Origin of the sequence: Phreatobacter sp. AB_2022a, assembly GCF_026847585.1 — a bacterium.
Classification (GTDB): Bacteria; Pseudomonadota; Alphaproteobacteria; order Rhizobiales; family Phreatobacteraceae; genus Phreatobacter.
Window position 1 is genome coordinate 43,354 of the sequence record NZ_JAPSET010000020.1, and the last position, 24,710, is coordinate 68,063.

The window sequence follows — 24,710 nt, forward strand, 5'->3', positions numbered from 1 at the left end:
CATGTCTCACGTCACCCGCCGCCAGGTCGTCGGTTCGGGCCTTGCCGCCGCCGCGCTGTCGAGCCTGCCGGCCTCGGCTCAGTCCGGTCCGGTGCGCATCGCCTTCATCGATCCCCTGTCGGGCTTCATGGCGCCCGTCGGCGACGGCGGGTTGAAGCAGTTCGAATTCGAGGCCGAGAGGATCAACGCGGCCGGCGGGGTCGCCGGCGGGCGCAAGCTCGAAGTCGTCGGTTTCGACAACAAGCTCAATCCGCAGGAAGCGATCGTCCAGCTCGAAAAGGCGATCGACCAGGGCATCCGCTTCGTGTCGCAGGGCAACGGCTCGTCGGTGGCCTCGGCGCTGATCGATGCGATCGAGAAGCACAATGCGCGCAATCCGCGCCAGTCGGTGATGTACCTGAACTATGCGGCGGTCGAGCCGATCTTCACCAACGACAAGTGCTCGTTCTGGCATTTCCGCTTCGACGCCGATTCCGACATGAAGATGTCGGCGCTGACCGACTACATCAAGGGCCAGCCGGACCTGAAGCGCATCTACATCATCGGCCAGGACTATTCCTTCGGCAAGGCGCTGGCCGAGAGCGCGGTGAAGATGCTGGCGGCCAAGCGCCCCGACATCCAGATCGTCGGCAACGAGCTGCACCCGCTGGCGCGCGTCCGCGACTTCTCGCCCTACATCACCAAGATCCGCTCGGCGGGCGCCCAGGCCGTGATCACCGGCAACTGGGGCAACGACATGCAGCTGCTGATCAAGGCCTCGTCGGATGCCGGCTTCAACGTGCCCTATTTCACCTATTACGGTGGCGGCCTCGGCGCGGTCGCCGGCATCGGCCGCGGTGGCGTCGGGCTCGTCCGCCAGGTCACCGAATGGCATTCGAACATTCCCGATATCGGGATGGACGACATCGTCCGCGCGTTCAAGGCCAAGCACCGCAACCTCGACTACTACTACTATCGGGTGAAGGTGATGTTCGACATGCTGGCCAAGGCGATGAACGACACCAAGTCGGCGGAGCCGCGCGAGGTGGCGCTGGCGCTGGAAGGCATGGACATCCCGATCGAGACCGGCCGCGCCCAGATGCGCAAGGACAACCACCAGCTGATCCAGCCGCTGTTCATCTCGACGCTGTCGGACAACGTGAGGTTCGACATCGACAATACCGGCTTCGGCTTCAAGACCGACGTCAAGATCGAGGGGCAGGCGACGGCCATGCCGACCACCTGCCAGATGCGCCGCCCGGGCGCCTGATCGGAACGTCGCGGCGGGCCGGTCGTCCGGCCCGCCGTGCCCCCGTCCTGTCCGGCTCCGGAGGCTGATGCGCATGGAGACGATCGTCTTCTCCACGCTGAATGGCGTGCTCTACGGTTTGTTGCTGTTCATGCTCGCGAGCGGGCTGACGCTGATCTTTTCGATGATGGGCGTGCTCAATTTCGCCCATGCCAGCTTCTACATGCTGGGTGCCTATTTCGCCTATACGGTCGGTGCCCAGACCGGCTTCTGGATCGCGCTCCTGCTCGCGCCGCTGCTGGTGGGGCTCATCGGCGCGCTCGTCGAGCGCTTCGGCCTGCGCCACGTGCATCGCAACGGCCATGTCGCCGAGCTCCTGTTCACCTTCGGCATCGCCTATCTGATCGAGGAGATCGTCAAGCTGATCTGGGGCAAGAACCCCTTGCCCTACACGCCGCCGCCGATCCTCCAGCAGCCGCTGTTCACGCTCTGGGGCACGCAATATCCGGCCTTCCGCATCTTCATGATGGTCGTGGCCATCGCCATGTTCGTGGCGCTCTGGATGCTGCTGAAGCGCACGCGCGTCGGCCTCATCGTGCAGGCCTCGCTCTCCAACCCGCACATGGTCGGCCATCTCGGCCACAACGTACCGCTGGTCTTCATGGGCGTATTCGCGGTCGGCTGCGCCATGGCCGGCCTCGCCGGCGTCATCGGCGGCGCGCTGCTTGTCACCGATCCGGCCATGGCCCTGACGCTCGGGCCGATCGTCTTTGTCGTCGTCGTGGTCGGCGGCATGGGGTCGCTCGGCGGCGCCTTCGTCGCCTCCCTGCTCATCGGCCTCATCCAGACCTTCGCGGTGGCGGTCGACGCCTCGCTCTCCGACCTGCTCGCACGGTTCGGCGTCGTCGTCTCCAACCGCTCCGATCTCGGCCGCATCACGCTGTCGCAGGTCGCGCCGATGCTGCCCTTCCTCATCCTCGTCCTGGTGTTGATCTTCCGGCCGCGCGGCCTGATGGGAGCTCGCGAGACATGACCGGATCCTCGACCCTCAAGACCGCCGCGGTCTGGCTCGGCTTCGCCGTGCTGCTGATCGTCCTGCCGAACATCTTCCCCTCGCGCACCTCTCTCACCCTCATGAACATCATGGGCGTGTGGATCGTCTTCGCGCTCGCCTACAACATGCTGCTCGGCCAGTCCGGCATGCTCTCCTTCGGCCATGCCGTCTATTTCGGGCTCGGCGGCTATGCCGCCATCCATCTGATGGCGGCGATCAAGTCGCAGCGCCTCGGCATTCCCGTGGCCCTGCTGCCGCTGGTCGGCTTCGCCGCCGGCATGGCGGCGGGCGCCGTCATCGGCTGGTTCTCCTGTCGACGGTCGGGCACGCCGTTTGCCATGATCTCGCTCGGCGTCGGCGAACTGATCGCCGCCTCGGGCCTGATGTTCGTTTCGATCTTCGGCGGCGAGGAAGGCATTTCCGGCGACCGCTCGGCAGGCCCGGAACCGCTGGGCTTCTCGCTCGGCCCGCAGATCAACGTCTACTACTTCATCGCCTTCTGGGTGTTCGCGGCGTCCTTCGCCATGTGGGCCTTCACCCGCACGCCGCTCGGCCGGCTCGCCAATGCCGTGCGCGACAATCCGGACCGCGTCGCCTTCATCGGCTACGATCCGCAGCGCGTGCGCTATCTGGTCTTCCTGATCTCGGGCGGCTTCGCCGGTCTCGCCGGCTCGCTGTCGGCGGTCAATTTCGAGATCATCACGCCGGAGAAGCTCGGCGCGCTGAATTCCGGCGCGGTGCTGCTGATGACCTATATCGGTGGCATGGCGGTGTTCTACGGGCCGATCATCGGCGCCGTTCTGATCTCCTTCATGCAGTCCATGCTGTCCGACTTCACCAAGGTCTGGCAGCTCTATCTCGGTCTGCTGTTCGTGGTGGTCGTCATGTTCGCGCCCTATGGCATCGGCGGCATGGTGGCGCAGATCATCGGCGCCGTCAGGCGCGGCGAGCTCGCCGAGAAGCTGCCGGGCTGGCTGCTCGGCACGGCCGGCGCGGTGGTCGCCTTCGCCGGCACCGTGATGATCATCGAAATGGCCTATCGCCTGCGCGAGGACGGCCGGGTGCTGAGCGCGTTCGGGCTGAGCTTCCCGCACGAGGCGGTGGCGAGCTGGATCGTGGCGATCGCGCTCCTCGCCCTCGGCCTCGCCATCGTGACGGTCGCGGTGCGCTGGCGCCGGCGCGGCTCGCTCGGCGCCGCGCTGCGCCTGAAGGAGGTGGCGCCATGACCGGGCCAACCATGACCGGAGCGACCATGACCGGCACAGCCACGAACGCCCCGGCCAGCAGCATCCTGTCGCTGCGCAAGGTGGTGAAGCGCTTCGGCGCGGCCGAGATCATCCGCTCGGTCGATCTGGAGGTCGCGAGCGGCGAGCGCCATGCGGTGATCGGCCCGAACGGCGCCGGCAAGTCGACGCTGTTCAACCTGATCTCCGGCGCCTTCCCGCCGAGCTCAGGCGAGATCCTGATCGACGGGGCGCCGGTCGCCGGCGCGCCGGCCTATCAGATCAACCGGCGTGGCCTGTCGCGCTCGTTCCAGGTCACCAACATCTTCCACAATATGAGCGTCTACGAAAATATCCGCTGCGCGACGCTCTGGGCGCTCGGCCATCGCTACGTCTTCTGGCGCGCGATCGGCGGCATGCGCGACGTCAACGAGCGCGCCGAGGAGATCCTTGGGCTGATCGGTCTCGCCGGCGTGCGTCATTCGCCGGCCGGCCTCCTGTCCTATGCCGACCAGCGCGCGCTGGAGATCGGCGTCACCATTGCCGGCGGCGCCAAGGTCATCCTGCTCGACGAGCCGACCGCCGGCATGAGCGCCCATGAGACCGAGCGTGCCGTGGCGCTGATCCGCAAGGTCACGGAGGGGCGGACGCTGCTCATCGTCGAGCACGACATGAGCGTGGTCTTCGGTCTCGCCGACCGCATCTCCGTGCTCGTCTACGGCCAGATCATCGCCTCCGGCACGCCGGCCGAGATCCGCGCCGACAGGCGTGTCAAGGAAGCCTATCTTGGCGAGGAGGCCGCCTGATGCTCGAGGTCTCCCGCCTTCACGCCTTCTACGGCAAGAGCCACATCCTGCAGGGCGTCGACCTGGCGATTGGCGCCGGCGAGGTGGTCAGCCTGCTCGGCCGCAACGGCGTCGGCCGCTCCACCACCGTCAAGGCGATCATGGGCGAGGTCGCGCCGCGCGGCTCGATCCGCTTCAAGGGCCGGGAGATCGCCGGCCTGCCGAGCTACCGCATCGCTCGCCTCGGCATCGGCTACGTGCCCGAGCATCGCGACATCTTCCCGGATCTCACCGTCCGGCAGAACCTGATGCTCGGCATGAAGGACCCGAAGGCCGAGGGGCGCTGGACCATCCAGGGCTCGCTCGACATGTTCCCCAATCTCGCCGCGCGCGCCGATGCGCCGGCGGGCGTCCTGTCCGGCGGCGAGAAGCAGATGCTCACCATGTGCCGGACCATGATGGGCGACCCCGACCTCGTCATGATCGACGAGCCGACCGAGGGCCTTGCCCCGCTCATCGTCCGCCAGGTCGGCGAGCTGATCGTCGAGATCGCGCGGCGCGGCGTCGCGATCCTGCTGGTCGAGCAGAAATTGTCGATCGCGCTCGACATTTCCCATCGCGTCTATGTCATGGGCCACGGGCAGATCGTGTTCGAAGGCACGCCCGCCGAACTCAAGGCCAGCGAGGCCGTCCGCAAGGAATGGCTCGAGGTGTGAGCGCGCCTGGTCAGAGATTGAACAGAGAAGGTGAAGGAGAAAGCCATGTTCCTCGGAATGTCCGACCGCGTGAAGCCGCTCGTCGACCAGGTCCGCGCCATGATCCGCGACGAGGTCGTTCCGCTGGAGCATGAATACGAGGCGGAGATCGGCAAGGCCGGCGACCGCTTCGTCATGACGCCGCGCCAGATCGAGATCCTCGAAGGGCTGAAGGCGAAGGCCCGGGAGAAGAAGCTCTGGAACTTCTGGCTCACCGGTTCCGACCAGGGCTACGGGCTGACGACGGTCGAATATGCCTATCTCGCCGAGGAGATGGGCCGCTCGCATCTCGCCGCCGAGACCTTCAACTGCTCGGCGCCCGACACCGGCAACATGGAGGTGATCGAGCGCTACGGCACGCCGGCGCAGAAGGAGAAGTGGCTGAAGCCGCTGCTCGCCGGCGAGATCCGCTCGGCCTATCTGATGACCGAGCCGCAGGTCGCCTCATCCGACGCCACCAACATCTCGCTGTCGGCCGTGCTCGACGGCGACGAATGGGTGATGAACGGCGAGAAATGGTGGGCGTCGGGCGCCGGCGATCCGCGCTGCAAGATCTACATCACCATGTGCGTCACCGATCCGGACGCCGACAAGCACAAGCGCCACAGCCAGATCCTGGTGCCGGCCGGCACCAAGGGCGTCACCATCCTGCGTCCGATGCAGGTCTTCGGCAATGACGATGCCCCGCATGGCCACATGCATATCCGCTTCGAGAATGTCCGGGTGCCGAAGGACAACCTCATTCTCGGCCGCGGCCGCGGCTTCGAGGTGGCGCAGGGCCGGCTCGGGCCGGGCCGCATCCATCACTGCATGCGTGCCATCGGCCAGGCCGAGCGGGCGCTGGAGCTGATGTGCAAGCGCGCCGCGGCGCGCGAGGCCTTCGGCAAGAAGCTGATGGATCTCGGCGCCAATTTCGACATCATCGCGGAATGCCGGATGGAGATCGAGATGGCCCGGCTGCTCTGCCTGAAGGCGGCCTGGATGATGGACAACGTCTCCAAGGTCGAGGCCGCCCACTGGATCTCGCAGATCAAGGTGGTGGCGCCGCGCATGGCGCTGAAGGTGGTCGACGAATCCATGCAGATGCACGGCGGCGCCGGCGTCAGCCAGGACACGCCGCTCGCCAAGATGTGGACCGGCCTGCGCACGCTGCGCTTCGCCGACGGCCCGGATGCGGTGCACCGCCGCCAGGTCGCCCGCACCGAGCTGAAGCGCTACGTCAACAGGGGAGCCTGAGCGTGACGGCGCCGGCGATGACCATCGACGAGGCGGCGCTCGGACGCTATCTCGAAGCGCATTGGCCGGGCTTCAAGGGCCCGGTCAAGGCCGAGAAGTTCTCCGGCGGCCAGTCGAACCCGACCTTCCTTCTCACCCATGCCGGCGGCAAGGCGGTGCTGCGCAAGAAGCCGCCTGGCCAGCTGCTGAAATCGGCCCATGCGGTCGACCGGGAATACCGGGTGATGAAGGCGCTCTGGAACACGGCCGTGCCGGTGCCGGAAATGTATGTGCTGTGCGAGGACGACGGCGTCATCGGCACCGCCTTCTTCGTCATGCAGTTCGTCGAGGGCCGGATCATCTGGGATCCGGCCATGCCGGACGCGACGGTTGCCGACCGTGCCGGCGTCTATGACGCGATGAACGCGGCGCTCGCCGCCCTGCACCGCGTCGATGTCGCCGCGGTCGGCCTGTCGGATTTCGGCAAGCCGGGCAACTATTTCGCGCGCCAGCTGTCGCGCTGGACCGAAAACTACCGGGCCTCCGAGACCGACCCGATCCCGGACATGGACCGGCTGATCGCCTGGCTGACCGAGAACCTGCCGGCCGACGACGGCCGGGCGAGCCTCGTCCATGGCGACTATCGCATCGACAACATGCTGTTCGCGCACGATGCGCCGAAGCTGCTGGCCATCGTCGACTGGGAGCTGTCGACGGTGGGCCATCCCTTTGCCGATCTCGCCTATCAGTGCATGCAGTGGCGCCTGCCGAACGAGGGCACGTTCCGCGGCCTCGCCGGGGTCGACCGCGCGGCGACCGGCATTCCGACCGAGGCCGACTATGTCGCGCTCTATGGCGAGCGCACCGGCTTCGGCCGGATTCCGGACTGGCAGTTCCATCTCGCCTTCGCCTTCTTCCGGCTGGCGGCGATCCTGCAGGGCGTCCTCAAGCGCGCCCTGTCGGGCAATGCCTCGAACCCCGAGCGGGCGCTCAAGGCACGCCGCAACGTGCCCATCCTCGCCCGGATGGCGCTCGACGTGATCGAAAAGGAATGACCATGGCATCGGCTGCGCGTTTCAAGGACAGCGTCGTTCTGATCACCGGCGCGGCGAGCGGCTTCGGTCGGCGCGCGGCGGAGCGCTTTGCCGGCGAAGGAGCAAGGCTCGTCCTCGGCGACATCAACCGCGACGGTCTCGATGCGACCGCCGAGCTCGTCCGCGAGGCCGGCGGCGAGGCCGTCACCGCGGTGACCGACGTGGCCAGCGGGGCGGCGGTCGCCGCCCTGGTCGAGACCGCGACCGGCCGCTTCGGCCGGCTCGACGTCGCGCTCAACAATGCCGGCGTCGCCCATGGCACGATCAAGCTCGCCGACAGCGACGAGGCGCTGATGCGGCGCATGTTCGACGTCAATGTCATGGGTGTCTTCCACGGGATGAAGGCTCAGATCCCGGTCATGGAGCGGCAGGGCCACGGCGTCATCCTCAACACCGCCTCGGTCGCCGGCGTCGTCGGCGCGCCGCTGCTCGGCGCCTATGCCGCGGCCAAGCACGCGGTCATCGGCCTCACCCGCACGGCAGCCGCCGAGACCGCGCGCAAGGGCCTGCGCATCAACGCGATCTGCCCGGCCTTCGCCGAGACGCCGATGTTGACCGACTCGCTGGTCAAGCAGGACGGCACGCGCGAGGATACCATCGCCCGCCTGGTCCAGGCCATGCCCATGCGGCGGCCGGGAACGGCCGACGAGATCGTCCAGGCCATGCTGTGGATCTGCTCGCCGGAAAACTCCTTCATGACCGGGCAGGCCCTGGTCATCGACGGCGGCCTGACCGCCGTCTGAGCCGCTCCATTGCCGGCTCGCTGAAGCGCCGCCTTCATTCCGTGCCCCGGTTCGTGCACGGCGGGCAAGCTCCCTCGGGGCTCGCCAGGCCGCGCCTTTGCCGTTATGACCTGGGGTTCATCGACGATATCGACACATGTTTTCCGCCGGCCGGGATCGCCCCGCCGGAGATCCAGGCTTTTTTCATGTCCGACACTTCCGCCCGCGAACCGGGATCGTCCGAAGCAAGTCCGCATCCCGGCCTCGGCTTCGGCCAGTTCGTCCTGCTCATGGCCGCGCTGATGGCGACCAATGCGCTCGCCATCGATTCCATGCTTCCGGCCCTGCCCGAGATCGGCGAGGCCCTGGGCATCGCCGTCGTCAGCGACCGGCAGTGGATCTTCACCGCCTATCTGCTCGGCTTCGGCGCGAGCCAGATCGTCTACGGCACGCTGGCCGACCGCTTCGGCCGGCGCACCGTGCTGCTGGCAGGGCTCTTCGTCTATGCCGCAGCGAGCGTGATGGCGACCTTTGCCGGCACGTTCCAGGCCATGATGATCGCCCGCGTCCTGCAGGGGATCGGCGCCGGCGGCACGCGCGTCCTGACGGTGTCGATCGTGCGCGACTGCTATTCCGGCCGGCAGATGGCGCGAGTGATGTCGCTCGCCATGATCGTTTTCTTGACGGCGCCGATCCTGGCGCCCTCGATCGGTCAGCTCATCGTGCTGTTCGCCGACTGGCGCTGGATCTTCGCCTTCCTCGCGCTGTTCGGCATCGTGGCGCTGGTCGTCGTCGCCTGGCGCCTGCCGGAGACGCTGCACGAGGAGAACCGGGTGCCCATCGCCGTCGGGCCGATCGCGCATGCCTTTGCCGAGAGCCTGACCAACCGCCTCGCCGTCGGCTACATGCTGGCCATGACCTTCATCATCGGCGGCCTGTTCGGCTTCATCAACACCGCCCAGCAGCTCTTCGTCGACGTGTTCAAGGCGGAGGCGACGTTCACCGTCATCTTCGCGGCGATCGCCGCCTTCATGGGGCTCGCCTCCTTCCTCAATTCCCGCATCGTCGGCCGGCTCGGCATGCGGCGCGTCTCGCACGCCGCGCTGATCGGCTTCATCGTGATCACCACGGCGCATGCCGCGATCGCGTTCAGCATGACCGAGCGGCTCTGGATCTTCGCGGTCATGCAGGCGGCGACCATGTTCTGCTTCGGCCTCGTCGCCTCCAATTTCGGCGCCATGGCGATGGATCCGCTCGGCCATGTCGCCGGCACGGCCTCTTCGGTGCAGGGCTTCGTCTCGACGGTCGGCGGCGCCCTGATCGGCTTCTTCATCGGCCAGCATTTCGACGGCACGTCGGTACCGAACACGCTGGGCTTCGCCGTCTGCGGCCTCATCGCGCTCGCCATGGTGCTGGTCGCCGAGCGCGGCCGGCTGTTCCGGCCGCATCAGCAGCCGGTCTGACCGTCGGCGAAGCGGTCAGTTCACCGTGCGGCGGGCATGCGGGCTGTCGAGCGAAAAGGCGGGAATCTCGGCCTGGAAGCTCTCGTTGCGGTCGGTCACCATCACATAGTGGCCGACCATGATGCCGGTCGGCGTCGACAGCGGGCAGCCGGACGTATATTCGAACGCGCCGCCGGGCTCGAGCACCGGCTGCTCGCCGACGACGCCCGCCCCGCGCACCTCCTGCACCTGCCCGACCTCGTCGGTGATGTGCCAGTAGCGCGTGCGCAGCTGCACCCGATCGGCCGACAGGTTGAGGATCTCGATGCGATAGGCCCAGAAATAGCGCCGCTCCTCGGGCGAGGAGCGCTCGGGAATGAATTGCGGGGTCACCGTGATCTGGATGCCGCGGGTGACAGCGCGATACATTGATACCCTCGATGGCTGGTGGGCTTCGGCGGGCACGGGCTCGCCCGGTGCCAGGCCCAGTGTGCGATCTGCCGGCGCGGTGTCAACGGCCGGTCGGTCAGTCCTCCATCGGCGGGAACACATGGCGCCCATCGGCGCCGAGCGGCAGGGGCCTTGCCCATTTCACCGCGCCCATGGCGAGGTCGGCGTAGAGATGCGGGAACAGCGCCCCGCCGCGCGAGGCTTCCCATCTGAGCGCGGCGCCGAGGGCGGCGGCGTCGATCGCCGCGAGGATCAGGCCGGTCCTGCCGGCGAAATGGCGCGCCGCCGTCTCCTGGACCTGGTCGGCCGTGGAAAAATGGATGTAGCCGTCGGCAAGATCCACCGGCGCGCCAGTGAACCGTCCGGCGGCCACCGCCGCATTCCAGGTTGCGGCGTCGGCGATCTTGTAGATTGTGGCGGTCATCGGCAGCCTCCGTTCGGGCGATCGGAGCGTTGTTTGACCGAGACGGCGGCGCCCGGCAAGGGCGCGGGACGACCGGCCCCATTGACGACGCACAGGTGAACAGTCCTATTAGAAGGACGGAGGTCCTTGTCCGGTGCCGTGATCGTCGGCCTCGCCCGCCGCAACGAGGCTCGGGGCGAATGCCGGGATCGGGCCGCGCCGGCCATGACAGGTACTCGTGCCCCGCATATCCGGCAGGCCGTTCGGAGGCGGGACACAAGGCCGCTTGACGAGGGTCGGCCGCCGGCCGGCGAAAGAGCGGGAGACGCCCATGTTCTCGCATGCCGACATCTGGTCTGCGATCGACAGGTTGGCACAGAGCCACGGGCTCAGCCCGTCGGGGCTCGCCAAGCGCGCGGGGCTCGATGCCACCACCTTCAACCGCTCCAAGCGGGTGATGAGCGACGGCCGCGAGCGCTGGCCCTCGACCGAGTCGGTCGCCAAGATCCTGGCCGCCACCCATACCGCCTTCGGCGATTTCGTCGGCCTGGTCGGCCGCACCGCGCCGAAGACCCGGATTCTGCCGATCATCGGCCTCGCCCAGGCCGGCGCCGGCGGCTTCTTCGACGAGGCCGGCTTTCCCGCGGGCGAGGGCTGGGATGAGGTCAGCTTTCCCGATTTCGGCGATGACAAGGTCTTCGCGCTGGAGATCCAGGGCGATTCGATGCTGCCGGCCTATCGGGACGGCGACCGCATCGTCGTGTCGCCGACGGCGGCGATCCGGCGCGGCGACCGCGTCGTGGTGCAGACCCGCGACGGCGAGATCATGGCCAAGGAGCTGAAGCGCCAGACCAACAAGACGGTCGAGCTCGCCTCCCTCAATCCGGACCATGCCGACCGGATCTTTCCGGTCGGCGACGTTGCCTGGATGGCGCGCATCATGTGGGTCAGCCAGTAGCTGGCAGCCCGGCGCCGACGGCTCGCCATACCGTCGATCAGGCCGCCGCGAACTCCCCGGCGAGCGCCTTGGCGATCAGGGCGCGCGTCTCGGCAAGGCCGTAAAGCACGGCAAACGAGCCGAAGCGCGGGCCGCGCTCCTGGCCGAGCAGGATCTTGTAGATGGCACCGAACCATTCCGAGGAGACGCCGGGCTTTTCCGGGGTCGCGCCCTTGGCCTTCAGGTCCTGGTAGCGCGGCACGGCGCGGCCGACGTCATAGGCCGCGGCCTGGACCTCCTCGGCGCTGACCCCGGCCGGCAGGGCGGCGAGCGCGGCGGACAGCGCTTCGAGCGCCTGCCGTTCCACCGCGTCGGGCGCCTTGTAGACCTTGGTCGGCTTCACGAAGTCGTGGAAATAGCGCACCGCATAGCCGGCGAGCTCGTCGAGCTTCGGGTTCTTCTCCGCACTCGCATCGGGCGCATAGCGACGGATGAAGCCCCAGAGCACGCCGCGATCCTCGGCATTCGACACCGAGACGAGGTTCATCAGCATGGAGAAGGAGATCGGCACGTCGACCACGGGCGGATTGCCGGCATGGATGTGCCAGGCCGGGTTCATCAGGCGCGCCTTGTCGTCCTGCCCCGGATACTTCTCCACGAAGGTCAGATAGTCGTCGGCATTGCGCGGAATGACGTCGAAGAACAGCCGCTTGGCGCTCTTCGGCTGCTGGTACATGAACAGCGACAGGCTCTCGGGCGAGGCATAGGTCAGCCATTCCTCGATGGTCAGGCCATTGCCCTTCGACTTCGAGATCTTCTGGCCCTTCTCGTCCAGGAACAGCTCGTAGTTGAAGCCTTCGGGCGGCGTGCCGCCCAGCGCCCGGCAGATCTTGCTCGATTGCGTCACCGAGTCGATCAGGTCCTTGCCGGCCATTTCGTAGTCGATGCCGAGTGCGGTCCAGCGCATCGCCCAGTCGGGCTTCCACTGCAGCTTGGCATGGCCGCCGGTGACCTTGGTCTCGTAGCGCGTGCCCGAGGCCGGGTCGCGCCAGACGATGGTGCCGCGGTCGACATGCCGCTCCTCGATCGGCACCTGCATGACGACGCCGGATTCGGGATGGACCGGCAGGAACGGCGAATAGGTGGCACGCCGTTCCTCGCCGAGGGTCGGCAGCATGATCGCCTGGATGGCGTCGAACCGCTCGAGCGCGATCAGCAGCGTCGCGTCGAAGGCGCCCGACCGGTACATCTCGGTCGAGGACACGAACTCGTAGTCGAAGCCGAACTGGTCGAGGAAGCCGCGCAGGCGGGCATTGTTGTGCTCGCCGAACGAGGCATGGGTGCCGAACGGATCCGGCACCGACGTCAGCGACCGGCCGAGATGCTGGGCGAGCAGCTCCTTGTTCGGCACGTTGTCGGGCACTTTGCGCAGACCGTCGAGATCGTCGGAAAAGGCGATCAGCCGGGTCGGCACCTTGTCCTCGGTCAGCAGCCGGAAGGCATTGCGCACCATGGTGGTGCGCGCCACCTCGCCGAACGTGCCGATATGCGGCAGGCCGGACGGGCCGTAGCCGGTCTCGAACACGACCGGTCCGGCCTTCGGCGCCTTGGCGAAGCGGGCCACGAGTTTGCGCGCTTCCTCGAACGGCCAGGCGGTCGAGACCTGGGCGGCCTCCACGAGGGCGGGCGAAAGCGTCAGCGGGGCGGCGGCCATGGGCTAGGTTCCGGGCAGGGCGGGCGGGACCTCGAGGTCCGGACGGGGCGGATAGGGTTCAGGGGGCGATGCAATAGGACTTAGCCGCGCAAGGGTCAATCAAGCCGGGCCCGCGCGCCGGCCCGAACGATCGCGATCGCTGGTCGGAGGCATCACCAATTGGCATTTGGAAAGGGCCGAGGCGGCCGGCATCGTCGGCCTGCGTCACCGCCAGGGAGATATGCCCGATGCCGCGTCTTACCATGTACCAGGTCGATGCCTTCGCCGACCGCGTCTTCGGCGGCAACCCCGCGGCCGTGCTCATCCTCGACGACTGGCTGCCGGCCGCGGTGATGCAGGCCATCGCCGAGGAGAACAATCTCGCCGAGACCGCCTTCGCCCGGCCGGGCTCCGCGGGCGGCTGGGATCTGCGCTGGTTCACGCCCACCCATGAGGTCAATTTCTGTGGCCATGCGACGCTGGCGACCGCCCATGTGCTGGCCGCCGAACGCGGCGAGCCGGGCGATCTCGCCTTCGCGACGCGGATCGGTGAATTGCGGGTGACGCGCGGCGAAGGCGGCGTGGCCGGCGATTATGTGCTGGACCTGCCCTGTCTCCGCCCCGAGCCGATCGGCAACGAGCCGCCGGTACTCGCGCGCATTTTCGCCGGGCTGCCGCGCAGGAGCTTCCGCAACTTCGAGAATATCTTCGTTGAACTGGCGGACGAGGCGGCGCTGCGTGCCTTCGTGCCCGATCTGACGGCCATCGCAACCCTCACGCCGCCCGGTCTCGTCATCACGGCCCGCGGCGAGAGCCATGATTTCGTCTCCCGCTATTTCGTTCCCGCCGAGGGCATTCCGGAAGATCCGGTGACCGGTTCGATCCACGCGACGCTGGTGCCCTATTGGGCCGACAAGCTGGGCAGGAGCGAACTCTCGGCCTTCCAGTGCTCGAAGCGCGGCGGCCATCTCAGATGCACGCTGGCCGGCGACCGGGTGCTGATCGGCGGCTCCGCGGTCACCTTCATGGAAGCGACGATCCGTTTGCCGGATTGAGGCGGATGCGGAACGGTGACGGTTCGGCCAGGCCCGAAACATCGGGCGGCCGGCACGGGCATTGTCGCCGCCGCGGCCGGCAGCCGATGGCCGAAACGGTAGAACGGGGACTGGGCATGGTGGCGCATACGGGAGAGGGTCCGTTCTTCGGCTGGCGGGTGGTCGCCGGCGCTTTTGTCCTCGCCGTCTTCGGCTGGGGCCTGGGCTTCTACGGCCCGCCGGTCTTCCTCCATGCCGTGCGCGAGGCGCGCGGCTGGCCTTTGACCCTGGTTTCGACGGCGGTGACCCTGCATTTCCTGATCGGCGCTTTCGTCGTCGCCAACCTGCCGGCGCTCTACCGCCGCTTCGGCGTGCCGGGGGTCACCAAGGCCGGCGCCCTGGCCCTGGCTCTCGGCGTCTATGGCTGGGCGGTGGCGGCCGAGCCCTGGCAACTCCTCGCGGTCACCGTGCTGTCCGGTGGCGGCTGGGTGGCGCTCGGCGCTGCCGCGGTCAACGCCATCGTCTCGCCCTGGTTCGTGCGTGGCCGGCCGGCCGCCCTGTCGATGGCCTATAACGGCGCGAGCATCGGTGGCGTCCTGTTCTCGCCTCTCTGGGTGGCCGCGATCGCGCAGGTCGGTTTTCCGGCAGCGGCCGCCGGCATCGGCCTCGTCACCGTCGTGGTGATGTGGCTGCTCGCCGATCTCCTGTTCCGCGCCACGCCCGAGAGCCTCGGGCTCGCCCCGGATGGACCGGCCTTGGCCGCCGCACCGGCAGCCGCACCGGCTCCCTTCGCCGCGCCGCTGCCGGGGCGGGCCTTGTGGCGCAACATCCGCTTCGTCACGCTGGCGGCCGGCATGGCGCTCGGCCTGTTCGCCCAGATCGGCCTGATCGCTCACCTGTTCTCGCTGCTCGTTCCCGCGCTGGGCGCCCAATATGCCGGCCTCGCCATGGGCTTCGCCACCATCTGCGCGATCGCCGGCCGGACGCTCGCCGGCTGGCTGATGCCCGCCAATGCCGATCGTCGCCGCGTGAGCTGCCTTGCCTATGCGATCCAGATCGTCGGGTCGCTGGTGTTCGTCCTGGCCGCCGGCCAGAACGTGCCCCTGCTCCTTCTCGGCGTCGCCCTGTTCGGATCGGGCATCGGCAATGCGACCTCCTTGCCGCCGCTGATCGCCCAGGTCGAATTTGCCCGCGAGGATGTCGCCCGGGTGGTGGCCCTGATCGTCGCCATCGCGCAGGCGTCCTATGCCTTCGCACCGGCCGCCTTCGGTCTGGTGCGCGACCTGACGCAGACGACGCCGGGCGTCGCGCCGCTGTTCTTCGCCGCCGCGGCGATCGTCCAGGGCCTGGCGATCATCGCCTTCCTCGTCGGCGGCCGGCCGGCTGCGGCAAGATTTTCCAAGCCCGCATGAGGCTCGCGGTGTTATGATCGGCGCGTCATGAGCGAAGCTGGCTATGCCCTGTTCGAAACCGCCATCGGTCTCTGCGCCATTGCCTGGGGACCGGCAGGCGTCACCGGCGCGCAACTGCCGGAAGGCAGCGCGGCGCGCGCCCGTGCCCGGCTCGCCCGGCGCTTTCCCGATCTCTCCGAGGCCGAGCCGCCGCCGGCGGTGCGCCGCGCCATCGACGACATCGTTGCCCATATCGGCGGCGAGGCGCACGATCTGCGCGACATCGTCCTCGACCTGACCGGCGTGCCCGCGTTCCACGTCAAGGTCTACGACGTCGCCCGCGCCATCCTGCCGGGCGAAACGCTGACCTATGGCGAGGTGGCGCGGCGTGTCGGCGAGCCGGGCGGCGCGCAGGCCGTCGGCCAGGCGCTGGGCAGGAACCCGTTCCCGATCATCGTGCCCTGCCACCGGGTGCTCGCTGCCGGGGGCAGGACGGGGGGCTTCTCGGCCGATGGCGGCGTCGAGACCAAGTTCCGCCTCCTGACCATCGAGAAGGCACGCACCAGCACCGAGCCGACCTTGTTCGATGGCGACAGCGCCTTCGCTTTCGTCGCGCCGCCGCGGGCGCGCACCCGGACGGGGCGGTCGTGAGCGCGATCCGGCTCCATGACGACGGCGCCATGATCGTCGTGGATTATCGCTGCGCGGCGGGCCCCGGCGATCGGCCCTATGCCGAGGTCCATGACCGCTTTTCCCTGTCCTATGTCCGTCGCGGCAGTTTCGGCGTCGCCTGCCGCGGCTGCCGTCACGAACTGGTCACCGGTTCGGTCTTTGTCGGCCGGCCCGGCACGGAATTCGTCTGCAGCCATGAGCATCACGGCGGCGGCGACGAATGCCTGTCGTTCCAGCCCTCGGCCGCGCTGGCGGACGCGGTCGGCCCCATCGGGGACATCTGGCTGAGAACCGCCATGCCGCCGCTGCCCGCGCTCACCGTCATCGGCGAGCTCGGGCAGGCGGCGGCCGAGGGGCGCTCCGATGTCGGGCTCGACGAGGCCGGCCTGATCATGATGGCCCGTTTCGTCGAGATCGCCTCCGACCGCCGCCGCGAGCCGGTCGACGGCGGCACGCGCAACCGCCGGCGCATGGTCGAGGCGGCGTTCTGGATCGATCAGGCCTCGCACCGGCCGATCGGCCTCGACGACGCCGCGCGCGAGGCCGGGCTCAGCCCGTTCCATTTCCTGCGCCTGTTCACCCGGGTCATCGGCGTCACGCCGCATCAATATCTGGTCCAGTCGCGGCTGCGCCACGCCGCGCGGCTGCTGGCCGACGACATGCGGACCATCACCGGCATCGCCTATGATGTCGGCTTCGCCGATCTCTCGAACTTCGTCCGCACCTTTCACCGGGCGGCAGGCGTCTCGCCGCGTGGTTTCCGGCGGGCCGCCAAGGGTGACCGCAAGATAATCCAAGAACGGCTGGGCCTGCCCGTCCTAGCCTGAGCCTCCCGATCACCAGGAGGCTTCCTCATGTCCATGTTCGATCATCTCGGCCTGCGTGTCCGCGATCTCGACGCCAGCGCGCGCTTCTACGAGGCCGTGCTCAAACCCCTCGGCCATGTCGCGGGCGCGCGCGGCGAGACCTATGCCGGTTTCGGCCCGGCCGACGCACCGGCGCTCTGGCTGCATCCCGCACCGGGCGGGTCGGGGGCGGGCTGCCATGTCGCCTTCACCGCCCGCAACCGCGCCGCGGTCGACGCCTTCCATGCGGCGGGGCTGAAGGCCGGCGCCAGGGACAATGGCGCGCCGGGCCTGCGCCCCGACTATGGGCCGACCTATTATGCCGCCTTCCTGATCGATGGCGACGGCAACAACATCGAGGCGGTTTGCACGGCCTGAGCCAGCCGGCCGGGTCCCTCAGTTGAACCAGAGCGCATAGGTCAGGAACTGGCCGGCGAAGATGCGCTGCCACTGGTTCCAGCTTGTCCGGGACATTTGCGGGCCGTCCTTGAGATAGGGCAGGGCGGCATGGCCGGTCCCCCACATGACGAGGTCGAAGGGGCGCGGCTCGGTGAAGACCGCCTTCAGGTCGAAGCCCTGGCGATAGCGCCAGTGCGGAACGAGCAGCGTGCCGTCGAGCGCCGCCTCGAACTCGGCCAGGGCGGCCTTCCACGCGTCGAGCCGATCGGCGGTCACCTCCAGGCCCGGAAAGGCGGTGTTGCGCTGGTTCGGGCCGGGCAGCCATTCATGGTCGTCGTCGGTCTCCGCCTGGATCTCGGTCCAGCTCTGGCGGCTGAGCGCGATCATGCTCTTCAGGTGCTCGCGCGCCCTTGGCAGGCGCTCCGGCTCGGCCAGCGGCCAGCGCACCAGATGGACGAGCGCGACGAGGTCGGCGAACTGGCCGCCGTCGCCGCCGAGGATCGGATCGCGCGGGCGCTCGGGCGCCGCCCGCGCTTCGGACGGGTCGCTCGCGCCGGCGAAGAACAGGTGGGCGGCGCCCGCATAGGTATCGCGCCAGTCATGGGCCAGCACGAATTCGAGCATGGCCGACAGGAGGTGGCAGTAGCCGCGCAGCCAGGTCATGTCGGCGCGGTCGAAGCCGACCTCCCAGGGCTCGACGGGCATATCGGCGGCCGGTTCGCTGAGGCGGGGATCGGCCCCGCCGACCCGGGCGACGATCCGGCCGAGCGCTTCCGCAGGACTCGCCTGGCCATCGCCGTCGAGATCGAGCCGCACCGCGTTGAGATCGAGCGGCAGGCGCACGGAGCCCTCGGGCAGGCGCGCCAGCACGGCCTCGGCCGCGGCGAGGTCGGCGAGAAAGCGGGCATAGATCGCCCTCAGCGCGTCATAGGTCAGCGGCGCCGGCTGCGGGTTTTCGGGCACCGGCAGGCGCAGCAGGGGAATGTTGTCGTGGCGCGGCGATTTCAGGCCGTGGCGATGGAGCCCCTGCGCCAATGTCTCGACGGCCCGCCCGAACTTGATCATGCCGAGAGCGGCGATGGCCTGGCGGTCTTGCGGCAGGGCCGCCAGCGCGGCCTCGCCGGCGGCAAGCGTCCCCGCTTCCGCATGGCGGCGCAGCAGGTCGGCCGGATCGATCCTTTGCGCCGTCGCCGCGCCGGCAAGGCAGAGGCCGGCGGCGAGAACGGCGGCGAGCGTCTTGATCACGAGGGAACTCCGTCAGGCCGATGCGGGGTGCGCTAGCCAAGCCCGATCACTGTGGCGGACTTGTGCCGGACCTCCGCACGGCGCGCGGATGGCCCGCTGCGGGATCGGCGCCTGCGTGTCAGTAGATGCCGACCGGGAAGGCCTTCAGATAGAGGTCGGCATAGACACCCCTTTCCCACAGGCGTTGCAGGGCGTGATTGATCGCGAGCCGCAGAGGATCGTTGCCGCGGCGCATGACGATGGCGAGGCCCTCGCCGAAATAGCGGTTTTCGGTGAAGGCCTGGCCGAGGAACCGGCAGCAGTCGCCGGAAGCCTGGCCATTCAGCCAGAAGGCATGGGTGATGCCGTCGCCGAACAGGGTGTCGACGTCGCGCTCGCTCAATGCCTTGCGGGCTTCGGCGAGCGTCGGATAGCGGCGGATCGCCGAGCCCTTGAAGAAGGCCTGGATATAGGCCTCGTGTGCCGTGCCGCTGACGACCGCGATCGAACGGCCGGCCAGGGCCTCCGGCGTGGCGTCGGTCAGAGCCGTGTCCTTGCGCATGACGAACCGGGCCGGCGTCTCCAGATAGCGGTCGGAAATCTCGTAGCGCCGGCGGATATCGGGTGTGATCGCCTGGGCCGCGATGATCGCGTCGCCGGCATTGCGGTCGAGGCTCTCGAGCAGCGTGTCCCAGCGCCGCACCTGGATGGTGCAGGGCACTCTCAGCTCCTCGCAGAGCGCCCGGGCAATGTCGACGTTGAAGCCGACCGGCTGGCCGTCGGCGCCGGCGAAGTTGAACGGCGGATAGTTGTCCTCGGTCAGGAACCGGATCTGCGGCACGCGCGTGAGATCGACGCGCTCGCTGCGCCGGCGCGGGTCCCAGTAGCTGGGAATGACGACGTCGGGGGCGGTCTCGGCCGGCCGCGGCCGCGGCACGGGCGCCTCCTGGGCGGCCGCGCCCAGAGGCCGGCCGAGCAGAACCAGGGCGCAGCCCGCGAGAGCGGCCAGTCCGGCCATCGCCAGGGCCTTGCCTATCCATGCCCGCATGATTGTCGCCGCCTCCGGATGGTCCGATGCCGCTGTCCTCGCGCCCAGCATAGGACAGATCGGGGCAGATCTAGGGTCGGATCGTCATTCTCGCGCATCTTCCTTGTTGGTGAAGGCGCGCATGCGGCGCCGGCGGAAGGTGGCGCGGGATTCCGGTTGCTTTCGCTGCGGCGAGAGCGGACAAAGTCGCCGCGGCCCATCGCGCCGCTTGGGGAGAGATCGGCAATGACGGAAGCCAGCAAGCCGAGCGTGGTCGTCGAGGATCTGGCGCCGCATGTCGCGCTCGTCCGGATCGACCGGCCGGAGGCGCGCAATGCGCTCAACGCCGAGACGCGGGCTGGGCTCGTCGCGGCCTTCCAGACGCTCGCCGCCGATCCGCAGGTGCGCGTCGTGGTGCTGACCGGCTCGGGCAAGGCCTTCGTCGCCGGCGCCGACATCAAGGACATGGCGCGGCGCATGCCGCCCGACGTGATGGCCGGCCGTACCCACCTGCAATGGCAGGTGATCGCCCAGTTCCCCAAGCCGCTGATCGCGGCGGTCAACGGCTTCGCGCTCGGCGGCGGCTGCGAACTGGCCATGCATGCCGACATCATCATCGCGGCCGAAAGCGCCAGGTTCGGCCAGCCCGAGGTCAAGATCGGCATCATGCCGGGGGCTGGCGGCACCCAGCGGCTGCTGCGCGCGGTCGGCAAGTTCAAGGCGATGAAGCTGCTGCTGACCGGCGCGCTGATCGACGCGCACGAGGCCGACCGCATCGGCCTCGTCACCGAGGTGGTGCCGGATGCCGAGCTCATGGCGCGGGCCACCGCGCTGGCGACCGAAATCGCGGCGCTGCCCCCGCTCGCGCTCGCCGAGATCAAGGAGGCGGCGCTGACCGGCGAGGACCTGCCGCTGGCGGCGGCACTGGCGCTGGAACGCAAGGCCTTCCAGCTCCTGTTCTCCACCGAGGATCAGAAGGAGGGCATGGCCGCCTTCCTCGACAAGCGCGCGCCGAACTTCAAGGGACGTTGAACATGGTTGAATTTGCACGGGTCGGCGTCGTCGGTGTCGGCGCCATGGGCGGAGGCATCGTCCAGATGGCGGCGCAGGCCGGTTCGCAGGTCGTCCTGTTCGACGCCCGGCCCGGCGGGGCACAGATGGCCATCGACAGGCTCGGCGCGACCTGGGACGGCCTCGCCGGCAAGGGGCGCATGACGGCGGAGGCGGTTGCGGCCGCCAAGGCGCGGCTGACGCCAGCCGCCTCCTTTGCGGACCTTGCAAGCTGCGACCTCGTCATCGAGGCGATCGTCGAGGACCTGGAGATCAAGCGCAAGACCTTCGTCGAGCTCGAGACCGTGGTCCGGCACGACTGCGTGCTGGCCACCAACACTTCCTCGCTGTCGGTCACCGCGATCGCCGCGGCCTGCGCGCGCCCCGAGCGGGTCGCGGGCTATCATTTCTTCAATCCGGTTCCGCTGATGAAGGTGGTCGAGGTCGTGGAGGGCGCGCGCACCGCCCCCGGCATCGCCGACCGGCTCGCGGCCCTCGCCCGCGAATATGGCCATCGCCCCGTCGCCTGCATCGATTCGCCCGGCTTCGTGGTCAATCACGCCGGCCGCGGCTTCGGCACCGAGGCCCTGCAGATCGTCGCGGGCGAAGGCGCCGCCAGCTATCCCGATGTCGACCGCGCGCTGCGCGACCAGGTCGGCTTCCGGCTCGGGCCGTTCGAGCTGCTCGACCTCACCGGCCTCGACGTATCGCAGCCGGTGGGCGAAAGCATGTATCGCCAGTTCTACGGCGAGCCGCGCTTCCGGCCGTCCTGGCTCCTGAAGCAGCGGCTCGATGCCGGCCTGCTCGGCCGCAAGGTCGGTCAGGGCTTCTATGTCCACGGGTCCGAGGGGCAGGACAAGCCCGCCGAACAGCCCGTGCCGCAGGCCTCGCCCCGGCCGGTCTGGGTCGCCGCGGTCGACCCGGCCTGGCGCGACGAGATCGTCGCCATCGTCGAGGCGGCGGGATGGCCGGTGGTGACCGGGCCGCAGCCGCCCGAGGATGCGCTGATCGTCGTCGCGCCGCTCGGCCACGACGCGACCGCGGCCGCGGCCGGGCTCGCCGTGCCGGCGACGCGGCTGGTCGCGGTCGACGCGCTGTTCGGTCTCGGCAAGCGTCGCGTCATCATGGCGGCGCCTGGCGCCGATCCGGCCTTCGTCGATGCCGCCCACGCCCTGTTCGCCGCCGACGGCACGCCGGTTACCCGCATGCGCGATTCCGCCGGCTTCATCGCCCAGCGGGTGGTCGCGACCATCGTCAACATCGCCTCCGACATGGCGCAGCAGCGCATTGCCAGCCCCGCCGACATCGACGACGCGGTGCGGCTCGGCCTCGGCTATCCGCAAGGTCCGCTCGCGCTCGGCGATGCGATCGGCGCGGAGCGGATCGCGGCCATCCTCGGCGCGCTGCATTCGCTGTCGGGCGATCCGCGCTATCGGGCGAGCCCGTGGCTGCGCCGGCGCGCCAGCCTCGGCCTGAAGCTGACGACGGCCGAGGCCTGACCATGGAGGATTCGACCGGTTCCGGGCTCGCCGACGGTCCTGGCCATCTGAGCGCCTTCCAGAAGCTGATCGGCTGGACGGTGGAGGAGTGGCAGGACGGCTATGCGGTGATCACCTGCCGGATCCGGCCGGATTTCATGAACCGCGGCGGCGTTCTGCATGGCGGATTGATCGCGACCCTGCTCGATTCGGTCGCCGGCCATGCCGCGTTCGGCGCGCCACCGGCCAACCCGGGCGAACCACGGCGCGGCGGCGTCACTCTCTCCTTCACGATCAACTATCTCGGCACCGCCCGTGACGGGGTGCTGACCGTCACCGGCCGGCGCACGGGCGGCGGCCGCAGCATCATCTTCGCACGGGCCGAAGTGGTCGATGCGAGCGGCAAGCTGATCGCCGAGGGCAGCGGCACCTTCAAGCGCCGCGCGCCCACCGCCTGACGGCGGCTTATTGGACCGGGTCGAATTCGGCCGGCGCGAAGCGGTAGCTGCTCGAGCAGTATTCGCAGGTGACCGTGATCGCGCCGTTCTCGATCATGTCGTGGCGCTCCTCGCGCGTGAAGCTGCGGACGATGCCTTCGATCTTGTCGCGCGAGCAGGTGCAGTGCTCGGTCACCGGCTGGCTGTCGAAGACGCGCACGCCGCGCTCGTGGAACAGCCGGTAGAGCAGCCTTTCGGGTGAAAGGGTGCGGTCGACCAGTTCGTCGTCTTCGATCGTATCGACCAGCGCCCGCGCTTCGATCCAGGCTTCGTGCGGCTCCGGCAAGGCGAGGCCTTCCGGGGCATCGCCCGGCGCAAGATCGCGCGGCGCGCCACCGGCCGGCGGCAGGTGCTGCACCAGGAGGCCGCCGGCGCGCCAGGCGCGCTGCGGGCCGTCCGGGCCTGGCACGAACTCCTCGGCCGCGGCGAGGCGCACCCGCGTCTCGACCTGCTCCGACTGGCGGAAATACTGGTCGGCCGCCTGTTCCAGCCCCTGGCCCTCGAGCGCCACGATGCCTTGGTAGCGCTGCATCTCGGCACCCTGGTCGATGGTCATCACGAGCTGTCCCGCGCCGAGCAGGCTCGCCGGATCGGCCTTGCCGGCGGCAATGGCGGCAGCGACCCGCTCGGCATCGAACCGGGCGAGCGCGCGCACCTTGTCGGGGGTCGCGATGTCCACCACCACCATGTGGACCGGACCATCGGTCTGCGCCTGCAGGATCAGCCGGCCGTCGAATTTCAGCCCGGAGCCGAGCAGCACGGTCAGCGCGGTTGCTTCCGCGACCAGCCGCGAGACCTCCGGCGGATAGCCGTGCCGGTCGACGATGGTGGTAGCCGAGCGGCCGAGCCGGGCGAGACGGCCGCGCAGGTCGAGCGCATCGACATGGAAGGGCACGACGATGTCGTCGGCCCCGTGGGTGAGATCGGGAACAGTAGCCATCGCCGCTATATGGCGCGTCCGGCCAGCAATTGCGAGAGCCGCGCGGCAGCGATGCGATCGGGGCCCGGCGGCCTTTGTTTCATCTCGGTCGCAGGTGGCGCGCGACGGGCGAAATCAAAGCGACATGAAGTCTTCCTAAAAGCCTCCCGTCCCGCGCTTCTCCGTCGGTGGCATGGCTGGAGTCGGGACGCAGGACATGGCAGTGGCGCGCGCGGGGGCTTGCCCCCGGACCGCCGCAATCACGTTGCGGTGAAATCATCGGGACAGTGCAAAAATTCAGCCTTCCTACGGGTTTGCACCGCTTGGAAAGTTGACGCCGACCAGCCACAGTCATGGCGGAAACGTGGCGAATCGCCTGCCGGGAGGAACTGCGCGCTTTTCTTTGCACAGCAACGCATCCGTGCCGCTTGGTGCTTTGAGCGGTGCTCCACGATCCGGGCCCGGATGGGCTCTTTCTCCCTCAGCGCTTATCTCAACAGGTCCAAGGTGCCATCCATGCGGCGCATCCTCCCCGTCCTCGCTGCGGCGACGACAGTTCTGCTGACGGCCTCGTCGGCTCAGGCGCAGTTCCTCTTTTTCGGCAACCAGGCATCCCAGCAGGTGATGTACGATCCGGCCACGGGGCAGCCCATGCGCGCGGCGCCGCGCACCGATGGCGGGCCGCGCGTCGGCGCCAATCCCGTGCCGCGCGAGACGGTCGCCTATCATGGCGGCCATGCGCCGGGCACTGTGGTCATCTCCACTCAGGAACGCAGGCTCTACCTGGTCCAGGCTGGCGGCACCGCCATCCGCTACGGCATCGGCGTCGGCCGCCCCGGCTTCACCTGGGCCGGCGTCAAGTCGATCACCCGCAAGGCCGAGTGGCCGGACTGGCGGCCGCCCGCGCAGATGCTGCGCCGCCGCCCCGACCTGCCGCGCTTCATGGCTGGCGGCCCGGACAATCCGCTCGGCGCCCGCGCCCTCTATCTCGGCTCCTCGCTCTATCGCATCCACGGCTCCAACGAGCCGCATACGATCGGCACCGCGGTGTCTTCGGGCTGTTTCCGCATGACCAATGACGATGTCACCGATCTCTATGGCCGCGTGCGCGTCGGCACGCGCGTCGTGGTCATGCGCTGACGCCCACAGGACTGTTTTGGGAGCGAAGGGGGG

The 24,710-nt window shown here is 68.9% G+C and carries 25 protein-coding genes; 19 read left to right on the forward strand and 6 right to left on the reverse strand.

Annotated features, from left to right (window positions below):
* Position 1: 1 nt before the first annotated feature.
* The 9 genes from OZ671_RS15970 (at position 2) to OZ671_RS16010 (ending at position 9,539) form a co-directional block, all read left to right on the forward strand.
* Positions 2–1,249, forward strand: coding sequence for a branched-chain amino acid ABC transporter substrate-binding protein (locus OZ671_RS15970; protein ID WP_268861670.1), 1,248 nt, complete (start codon positions 2–4; stop codon positions 1,247–1,249).
* Positions 1,250–1,322: 73 nt separating this feature from the next.
* Positions 1,323–2,261 (forward strand): branched-chain amino acid ABC transporter permease, encoded by a 939-nt coding sequence (locus OZ671_RS15975; RefSeq protein WP_268861671.1) that lies wholly within the window; start codon positions 1,323–1,325, stop codon positions 2,259–2,261.
* On the forward strand, positions 2,258–3,508 hold the full coding sequence (locus OZ671_RS15980) for a branched-chain amino acid ABC transporter permease (RefSeq protein ID WP_268861672.1): 1,251 nt from the start codon (positions 2,258–2,260) through the stop codon (positions 3,506–3,508). Before OZ671_RS15975 ends, OZ671_RS15980 begins: the two co-directional genes overlap by 4 nt.
* Positions 3,509–3,534: 26 nt before the next feature.
* On the forward strand, positions 3,535–4,311 hold the full coding sequence (locus OZ671_RS15985) for an ABC transporter ATP-binding protein (protein ID WP_268861717.1): 777 nt from the start codon (positions 3,535–3,537) through the stop codon (positions 4,309–4,311).
* Positions 4,311–5,006, forward strand: coding sequence for an ABC transporter ATP-binding protein (locus OZ671_RS15990; protein WP_268861673.1), 696 nt, complete (start codon positions 4,311–4,313; stop codon positions 5,004–5,006). Before OZ671_RS15985 ends, OZ671_RS15990 begins: the two co-directional genes overlap by 1 nt.
* A 45-nt stretch (positions 5,007–5,051) precedes the next feature.
* Complete coding sequence (locus OZ671_RS15995) at positions 5,052–6,281, forward strand: acyl-CoA dehydrogenase family protein (RefSeq protein ID WP_038305013.1); 1,230 nt, start codon at positions 5,052–5,054, stop codon at positions 6,279–6,281.
* 17 nt (positions 6,282–6,298) lie between these two features.
* The gene (locus OZ671_RS16000; RefSeq protein ID WP_268861718.1) at positions 6,299–7,315 is read left to right on the forward strand and encodes a phosphotransferase family protein; all 1,017 of its coding nucleotides are present in this window, start codon (positions 6,299–6,301) and stop codon (positions 7,313–7,315) included.
* 2 nt (positions 7,316–7,317) lie between these two features.
* Complete coding sequence (locus OZ671_RS16005) at positions 7,318–8,097, forward strand: SDR family NAD(P)-dependent oxidoreductase (protein ID WP_268861674.1); 780 nt, start codon at positions 7,318–7,320, stop codon at positions 8,095–8,097.
* 185 nt (positions 8,098–8,282) lie between these two features.
* A complete protein-coding gene (locus OZ671_RS16010; RefSeq protein WP_103169650.1) occupies positions 8,283–9,539 on the forward strand; it encodes a multidrug effflux MFS transporter in 1,257 nt (418 codons plus the stop codon).
* A gap of 15 nt (positions 9,540–9,554) precedes the next feature.
* Here the strand turns inward: OZ671_RS16010 and apaG are convergent, their stop codons facing one another.
* Together apaG and OZ671_RS16020 are read right to left on the reverse strand one after the other, a co-directional pair.
* Entirely contained in the window at positions 9,555–9,947 is a 393-nt protein-coding gene (gene apaG, locus OZ671_RS16015) for a Co2+/Mg2+ efflux protein ApaG (protein ID WP_038305007.1), read from the reverse strand.
* 97 nt (positions 9,948–10,044) lie between these two features.
* Positions 10,045–10,392: a DUF952 domain-containing protein gene (locus tag OZ671_RS16020; protein WP_268861675.1), complete on the reverse strand. Its 348-nt coding sequence runs from the start codon at positions 10,390–10,392 to the stop codon at positions 10,045–10,047.
* Between the two features lie 310 nt (positions 10,393–10,702).
* Between OZ671_RS16020 and OZ671_RS16025 the strand changes: the two genes are divergently transcribed.
* The gene (locus tag OZ671_RS16025) at positions 10,703–11,329 is read left to right on the forward strand and encodes a helix-turn-helix transcriptional regulator (RefSeq protein WP_268861676.1); all 627 of its coding nucleotides are present in this window, start codon (positions 10,703–10,705) and stop codon (positions 11,327–11,329) included.
* Positions 11,330–11,366: 37 nt separating this feature from the next.
* Here OZ671_RS16025 and OZ671_RS16030 read toward each other — a convergent pair whose 3' ends face one another.
* Entirely contained in the window at positions 11,367–13,022 is a 1,656-nt protein-coding gene (locus OZ671_RS16030) for a lysine--tRNA ligase (protein WP_268861677.1), read from the reverse strand.
* A gap of 227 nt (positions 13,023–13,249) precedes the next feature.
* Between OZ671_RS16030 and OZ671_RS16035 the strand changes: the two genes are divergently transcribed.
* From OZ671_RS16035 to OZ671_RS16055, 5 genes are all read left to right on the forward strand, one after another.
* A complete protein-coding gene (locus OZ671_RS16035; RefSeq protein ID WP_268861678.1) occupies positions 13,250–14,056 on the forward strand; it encodes a PhzF family phenazine biosynthesis protein in 807 nt (268 codons plus the stop codon).
* An 86-nt stretch (positions 14,057–14,142) separates the two neighbouring features.
* Positions 14,143–15,447 carry an MFS transporter gene (locus OZ671_RS16040; RefSeq protein ID WP_268861679.1) on the forward strand — a complete coding sequence of 435 codons (1,305 nt, stop codon included), beginning with the start codon at positions 14,143–14,145 and terminating at the stop codon, positions 15,445–15,447.
* Between the two features lie 27 nt (positions 15,448–15,474).
* Positions 15,475–16,077, forward strand: coding sequence for a methylated-DNA--[protein]-cysteine S-methyltransferase (locus OZ671_RS16045; protein WP_268861680.1), 603 nt, complete (start codon positions 15,475–15,477; stop codon positions 16,075–16,077).
* Positions 16,074–16,925, forward strand: a complete 852-nt coding sequence (locus tag OZ671_RS16050) for a helix-turn-helix domain-containing protein (RefSeq protein WP_442957089.1) — start codon at positions 16,074–16,076, stop codon at positions 16,923–16,925. Before OZ671_RS16045 ends, OZ671_RS16050 begins: the two co-directional genes overlap by 4 nt.
* 33 nt (positions 16,926–16,958) lie before the next feature.
* Positions 16,959–17,321, forward strand: a complete 363-nt coding sequence (locus OZ671_RS16055; protein ID WP_268861720.1) for a VOC family protein — start codon at positions 16,959–16,961, stop codon at positions 17,319–17,321.
* 18 nt (positions 17,322–17,339) lie between these two features.
* Here OZ671_RS16055 and OZ671_RS16060 read toward each other — a convergent pair whose 3' ends face one another.
* On the reverse strand, positions 17,340–18,587 hold the full coding sequence (locus OZ671_RS16060) for a hypothetical protein (protein ID WP_268861681.1): 1,248 nt from the start codon (positions 18,585–18,587) through the stop codon (positions 17,340–17,342).
* A 118-nt stretch (positions 18,588–18,705) separates the two neighbouring features.
* Positions 18,706–19,614 (reverse strand): transporter substrate-binding domain-containing protein, encoded by a 909-nt coding sequence (locus OZ671_RS16065; protein ID WP_268861682.1) that lies wholly within the window; start codon positions 19,612–19,614, stop codon positions 18,706–18,708.
* 225 nt (positions 19,615–19,839) lie between these two features.
* Between OZ671_RS16065 and OZ671_RS16070 the strand changes: the two genes are divergently transcribed.
* Genes OZ671_RS16070 through OZ671_RS16080 form a run of 3 tightly spaced genes read left to right on the forward strand, consistent with a single transcriptional unit; the run spans position 19,840 to position 22,579 of the window.
* Positions 19,840–20,625 carry an enoyl-CoA hydratase-related protein gene (locus OZ671_RS16070; RefSeq protein WP_038304993.1) on the forward strand — a complete coding sequence of 262 codons (786 nt, stop codon included), beginning with the start codon at positions 19,840–19,842 and terminating at the stop codon, positions 20,623–20,625.
* A gap of 2 nt (positions 20,626–20,627) precedes the next feature.
* Positions 20,628–22,142: a 3-hydroxyacyl-CoA dehydrogenase gene (locus OZ671_RS16075; RefSeq protein ID WP_268861683.1), complete on the forward strand. Its 1,515-nt coding sequence runs from the start codon at positions 20,628–20,630 to the stop codon at positions 22,140–22,142.
* A gap of 2 nt (positions 22,143–22,144) precedes the next feature.
* The gene (locus tag OZ671_RS16080; protein ID WP_268861684.1) at positions 22,145–22,579 is read left to right on the forward strand and encodes a PaaI family thioesterase; all 435 of its coding nucleotides are present in this window, start codon (positions 22,145–22,147) and stop codon (positions 22,577–22,579) included.
* A 7-nt stretch (positions 22,580–22,586) separates the two neighbouring features.
* On the opposite strand, the gene OZ671_RS16085 is transcribed toward OZ671_RS16080, so the two are convergent.
* Positions 22,587–23,558: an Hsp33 family molecular chaperone gene (locus OZ671_RS16085; protein ID WP_268861685.1), complete on the reverse strand. Its 972-nt coding sequence runs from the start codon at positions 23,556–23,558 to the stop codon at positions 22,587–22,589.
* Between the two features lie 495 nt (positions 23,559–24,053).
* Between OZ671_RS16085 and OZ671_RS16090 the strand changes: the two genes are divergently transcribed.
* Entirely contained in the window at positions 24,054–24,677 is a 624-nt protein-coding gene (locus OZ671_RS16090) for a L,D-transpeptidase (RefSeq protein ID WP_038304986.1), read from the forward strand.
* Positions 24,678–24,710: the final 33 nt, after the last annotated feature.